This is a genomic window from Streptomyces sp. (assembly GCF_031181705.1).
Lineage (GTDB): Bacteria > Actinomycetota > Actinomycetes > Streptomycetales > Streptomycetaceae > Streptomyces.
In genome coordinates this window covers 1-5211 of record NZ_JAPSKN010000232.1, presented here as the reverse complement: position 1 = coordinate 5211, position 5211 = coordinate 1, and the positions used below count along the sequence as shown (strand labels likewise).

Sequence of the window (5211 nt, the reverse complement as noted above, 5' to 3'; positions counted from 1 at the left end):
CGCGCGGGACTCCACTCGGACGCCAAGTCCGTCTGCGTGATCGCAGCCAAGGCCGTACGGAAACCCGCCACGCTCCCAGCCGAGCAGTACGCCCTGCTCACCGCCCCGTTCACAGCCGTCGGCGTCGAAGTCCCCCGCCACCATGCCACCTACTGAGGTTCCCAGGGCGGGGTCGGTGGTGCGAGGGTCAGGCCGGTGGTGCGAGGGTCAGGCCGGTGGCGGTGAGGCAGCCGTCGGTCAGGTGTGGCCGGAGCTGGATTTTGCGTAACTCCCGGCGGAGTGACGGTCGAGGGCGTCGGCTGTGTCGAAGGCGGTGTTGGCCATGGCCCCGCGTACCGATGCTCACTGCCCCAGTGGCCAGTCCCGACCTGCTTGAGGCGGTGGAAGCAGCGTTCGACGACGTTGCGGCGGCCCCATCCCTCACGACCAGTCCAGCGATCGGATGATCGGAAAGACACTGCCTAGGCGCGGGGCTTGGCGCCGCGCGCCTTGAGCAGGTCCGCCATGAGCCCGATCTCCGACTGCTGCGCGTCCACCATGCCCTGCGCCAGCCGCTTCTCCGCCCCGACCGCGCACTTGTCCACACAGCCCTCGGCCATGTGGATGCCGCCCTTGTGATGGTCCGTCATCAACTGCAGGTAGAAGATCTCGGCCTGCTTGCCGCTGAGTTCGCCGAGCTTCTTCATCTCGGTGTTGGTCGCCATGCCCGGCATCAGCGCGCCGTCCTTGCCGGAGGCCATGCCGCCCATGTCCATCCAGGTCATCGGCGGCTCGGAGGACACCTTGGGCAGACCCCACAGGTCGAGCCAGCCCAGCATCATGCCGCGCTGGTTGGCCTGCGTCTGCGCGATGTCGTAGGCGAGCCGGCGCACCTCCTCGTCCTTGGTGCGGTCGCGCACGATGTACGACATCTCCACGGCCTGCTGGTGGTGCACCGCCATGTCGCGCGCGAACCCGGCGTCGGCGGACTCGGCGGAGGGGGTCGTGCTCCCGCCGTCGTCCCCGGCGACGGCGTAGGTGATCGCCCCGGCCGCGACGAGCGCCGTCACCGCGGCCCCGGCGACCAGACCGACGTGCCTCACTGCGACAGCCCGTTGGTGCAGGCGGCACCCGGCTCGGGGGTCTGCTCGCCCTGGACGAACTTCTCGAAGAACTTGTCGACGTTCGGGTCGTCCGCGCCCGTCACGGTGCGCTGGTGACCCCACGCCGAGAGCATGATCGGGTCCTTCTGGTCCTCCAGCGGGCTCATCAGCGTGTACGGCGTCTTCTTCACCTTCGCCGCGAGCGCCTCCACGTCGGCCTTCTTCGCGGCGGCGTTGTACGTCACCCACACCGCGCCGTGCTCCAGCGAGTGCACCGCGTTGGTGTTGTTGATCTCCTTGGTGTAGACGTCGCCGTTGCAGTTCATCCACACCTGGTTGTGGTCGCCGCCGACCGGGGGCTGGGTGGCGTACTTGACGGCCTTGGTGACGTGGTTGCGGGAGAGCTTGCCCTCCCAGGTCCTCACGCCGTCCTTGCCGGTGACGAACCTGCCCTTGCCCGAGGAGTCGCTCGCCGCGGTGTCGCTGCCGCCGTCGTCCTGGGACCGCACGAGCACGACACCGCCGGCGATCAGGCCGCCGACGATCACGACGCTGGCCGCGATGGTGAGGATCCGGTTGCGGCGCTCACGGGCCTGCTCGGCGCGCCGCATCTCCTCTATTCGCGCCTTGCGTGCCGTGTTGCTCTTCTTGGCGGAGCCCATGAGGTGTCCTTCGCGGGAAAAGTGGGACGGTCGGGTGGGCTGATCGTAATGGGGAAGGCGGGGCCCCTCGTAGAGCGGCCGCGGGAAAGGGCCGAATCGATACGGCACCGACAGCCGCCCGACAGCTTCGCCGGCCGGGCCCCGGATAATTTGAACCGACCTTACCTATTTATCTACGCTGCCCGCATGCGGCTGCTGCGCTCCACCGACCTCGCCCTGCGGGTCCTCATGCGGCTCGCCGTCGCCGGCGAGTCGAGTCCGACGACCCGGGAGGTCGCGGACGGCATGGGCGTGCCGTACACCCACCTGGCGAAGGTCGTCGCCGAGCTGCAGCACAGCGGGCTGCTGACGGCCCGCCGCGGCCGCGGCGGCGGACTGGCCCTCACCGAGCGGGGCCGCACGGCGTCGGTGGGCGCGGTGGTCCGCGCCTTCGAGGGCGAGGGCGACGTCGTCGACTGCGAGGGCCGGACCCCCTGCCCCCTGAACTCCGCCTGCCGCCTGCGCGGCGCCCTGCGCCGGGCCCAGGAGGCGTTCTTCGCCTCCCTGGACCCGCTCACCGTGGCGGACATCGCGGCGGAGCCGACCGGCGCCCTGCTGCTCGGGATCTCCCGGCCCGGCCGCCCCTAGGCCGCCGCGTGCGACCGCCCCTCCCGTGCGGTCAGCCCTGCCCGGCCAGCCACAGGTCCGGGCCGAACACCTCGTAGTGGATGTCGGCCGGTGCCACACCGCTGGCGATCAGCTGAGTCCGCACGGACCGCATGAACGGCAGCGGTCCGCACAGGTACGCGTGCGTGCCCGGGGCGACCGGGACCCCGGCGAGGTCGACCAGGCCGGTGCGGGCGCCGGCCGGGGCGTCCTGCTCGTACCAGAGGTGCAGGGCCGCCCCCGGCAGCTTGCCCACCCAGGACTCCTGGTCGGCGCGCAGGGCGTGGGTGGCGGGCGAGCGGTCGCCGTGCACGACGGTGACCGGGGCGCGGTGGCCCGAGCCGGCGAGGTGGGCCAGCATCGCGGTGATCGGCGTGACGCCGATGCCCGCCGAGGCCAGCAGCAGGGGGGTGTCGGGGCCTGCGGCGTCCAGGACCAGGTCGCCGTAGGCCTCGGACAGCTCCAGGACGTCGCCTTCGCGCACGCGCGCGTGCAGGTGGTGGGAGACCTCGCCGTCAGGGGCGCCGGCGCCGTGCACGCGCTTCACGCTGATCTGCCGCAGAGCCGGGCCCGGTGCCCCGGAGAGGCTGTACTGCCGTATCTGCCGGGCGCCGTCCGGCAGAGCGACCCGGACGGAGACGTACTGGCCGGCGGCGAAGTCCCGCACGGGGCCGCCGTCCGCGGGACGCAGGCGGAACGTGATCACGTCCGGGGTCTCGACGACCCGCTCGACGACCTCCCACGGCCGCCAGGCGAGTGGGCCGCGCTCCTCGTACAGTCGCTGCTCCACGGCGATCAGGGCGTTCGCCATCAGCCAGTAGACCTCGTCCCAGGCGGCGGCGACCTCGGGTGTCACGGCGTCGCCGAGCACGCCCGCGATGGCGGCGAACAGGTGCTCGTGGACGACGCCGTACTGCTCGGCGGTGACGCCGAGGGAGGCGTGTCTGTGGGCGATGCGGTGCAGCATCGCGTCCGGCCGCTGCTCCGGATGGTCCAGCAGGTGCGTGGCGAAGGCGGCTATGGAGCCGGCGAGCGCCTGCCGCTGGGTGCCGGCGGCCTGGTTGCCCCGGTTGAACAGGTCGCGCAGCAACGCGGGGTGTGCCTCGAACAGACCGGTGTAGAAGCGCTCGGTGATCGTCTCCAGGGCCGCGCCGACGGCGGGCAGGGTGGCGCGGACGACGGCGGCGGACTGCTCGGACAGCATCGGGACTCCTCACGGCTCGACTGCGCGCACGCTAAGCAAAGTTGCATCTCGGATGCAACTTAAGTGCCGGGGGGAGCGAAGCGGACCGGCCGTTACGGATGTCGGTGCGAGCAGGCACTATGGGCTCAAGAGCAGTCCACCCGCGGTACGCGGGTCGTCCGGTCCCCACCGGTCGGGCGATCATGGTCCGCAACGCGTACGAAATGGTGGTGTGGTGGGATGCTCAGGTGCCCGACCGCCTCCCGTGGTACGGAAGACAGGCGGCCTGACCAGCAAGGATGGGGAAGCGGAAGATGGACAAGCAGCAGGAGTTCGTGCTCCGGACGTTGGAGGAGCGCGACATCCGGTTCGTACGCCTGTGGTTCACGGACGTGCTGGGCTTCCTCAAGTCCGTCGCCGTGGCCCCGGCCGAACTGGAACAGGCCTTCGACGAGGGCATCGGCTTCGACGGCTCCGCGATCGAGGGCTTCGCCCGGGTCTACGAGTCCGACATGATCGCCAAGCCGGACCCGTCGACCTTCCAGATCCTGCCCTGGCGTGCCGAGGCCCCGGGCACCGCCCGCATGTTCTGCGACATCCTCATGCCGGACGGCTCCCCCTCCTTCGCCGACCCGCGCTACGTGCTCAAGCGCGCCCTGGCGCGCGCCTCCGACCTGGGCTTCACCTTCTACACGCACCCGGAGATCGAGTTCTTCCTGCTGAAGGACCGCCCGCTGGACGGCTCCCGCCCCACCCCGGCCGACAACTCCGGCTACTTCGACCACACCCCGACCAACGTCGGCATGGACTTCCGCCGCCAGGCGATCACGATGCTGGAGTCGATGGGCATCTCGGTCGAGTTCTCCCACCACGAGGGCGCGCCCGGCCAGCAGGAGATCGACCTGCGCTACGCCGACGCGCTCTCCACGGCCGACAACGTCATGACGTTCCGCCTGGTCATGAAGCAGGTGGCGCTGGAGCAGGGCGTCCACGCCACGTTCATGCCGAAGCCGTTCTCCGAGCACCCGGGCTCCGGCATGCACACCCACCTCTCCCTCTTCGAGGGCGACCGCAACGCCTTCTACGAGTCGGGCTCGGAGTACCAGCTCTCCAAGGTCGGCCGCTCCTTCATCGCGGGCCTGCTGCGGCACGCGGCGGAGATCTCCGCCGTCACCAACCAGTGGGTCAACTCCTACAAGCGCATCTGGGGCGGCGCGGAGCGCACGGCGGGCGCGGGCGGCGAGGCCCCGTCGTACATCTGCTGGGGCCACAACAACCGCTCGGCGCTGGTCCGGGTCCCCATGTACAAGCCCGGCAAGACGGGCTCGGCCCGCGTGGAGGTCCGCTCCCTCGACTCCGGCGCGAACCCCTACCTCGCCTACGCCGTCCTGCTCGCCGCCGGCCTCAAGGGCATCGAGGAGGGCTACGAACTCCCGCCGGGCGCGGAGGACGACGTCTGGGCCCTGTCCGACGCGGAGCGCCGCGCGATGGGCATCGAGCCGCTCCCGCAGAACCTGGGCGAGGCCCTGACCCTGATGGAGCGCAGCGACCTGGTCGCCGAGACCCTCGGCGAGCACGTCTTCGACTTCTTCCTGCGCAACAAGCGGCAGGAGTGGGAGGAGTACCGCTCGGAGGTCAC

Annotated in this window: 5 protein-coding genes; 2 read left to right on the top strand and 3 right to left on the bottom strand. The window is 70.9% G+C overall.

Annotated elements, in window-relative coordinates; genetic code table 11:
* Nucleotides 1-461: 461 nt before the first annotated feature.
* Both RIN80_RS26195 and RIN80_RS26190 read right to left on the bottom strand, forming a co-directional pair.
* Nucleotides 462-1082 carry a DUF305 domain-containing protein gene (locus tag RIN80_RS26195; RefSeq protein ID WP_309098118.1) on the bottom strand — a complete coding sequence of 207 codons (621 nt, stop codon included), beginning with the start codon at nucleotides 1080-1082 and terminating at the stop codon, nucleotides 462-464.
* Nucleotides 1079-1744 (bottom strand): DUF3105 domain-containing protein, encoded by a 666-nt coding sequence (locus RIN80_RS26190; RefSeq protein WP_309098117.1) that lies wholly within the window; start codon nucleotides 1742-1744, stop codon nucleotides 1079-1081. The genes RIN80_RS26195 and RIN80_RS26190 overlap by 4 nt, the downstream gene beginning before the upstream one ends.
* A gap of 186 nt (nucleotides 1745-1930) precedes the next feature.
* Here RIN80_RS26190 and RIN80_RS26185 point away from each other — a divergent pair, with 186 nt between their 5' ends.
* A complete protein-coding gene (locus tag RIN80_RS26185) occupies nucleotides 1931-2371 on the top strand; it encodes an Rrf2 family transcriptional regulator (RefSeq protein ID WP_309098116.1) in 441 nt (146 codons plus the stop codon).
* Nucleotides 2372-2402: 31 nt separating this feature from the next.
* Here the strand turns inward: RIN80_RS26185 and RIN80_RS26180 are convergent, their stop codons facing one another.
* Nucleotides 2403-3593, bottom strand: a complete 1191-nt coding sequence (locus tag RIN80_RS26180; RefSeq protein WP_309098115.1) for a globin domain-containing protein — start codon at nucleotides 3591-3593, stop codon at nucleotides 2403-2405.
* A gap of 293 nt (nucleotides 3594-3886) precedes the next feature.
* Here RIN80_RS26180 and glnA point away from each other — a divergent pair.
* Nucleotides 3887-5211: type I glutamate--ammonia ligase (gene glnA, locus RIN80_RS26175; RefSeq protein ID WP_309098114.1), on the top strand; the 1325-nt coding region annotated here is incomplete at its 3' end.

What these genes read in the sequence shown, in the direction of transcription:
- RIN80_RS26180 (WP_309098115.1), bottom strand. Translation starts at nt 3,593, where the DNA reads ATGCTGTCCGAGCAGTCCGCCGCCGTCGTCCGCGCCACCCTGCCCGCC.
- RIN80_RS26185 (WP_309098116.1), top strand. Translation starts at nt 1,931, where the DNA reads ATGCGGCTGCTGCGCTCCACCGACCTCGCCCTGCGGGTCCTCATGCGG.
- RIN80_RS26190 (WP_309098117.1), bottom strand. Translation starts at nt 1,744, where the DNA reads ATGGGCTCCGCCAAGAAGAGCAACACGGCACGCAAGGCGCGAATAGAG.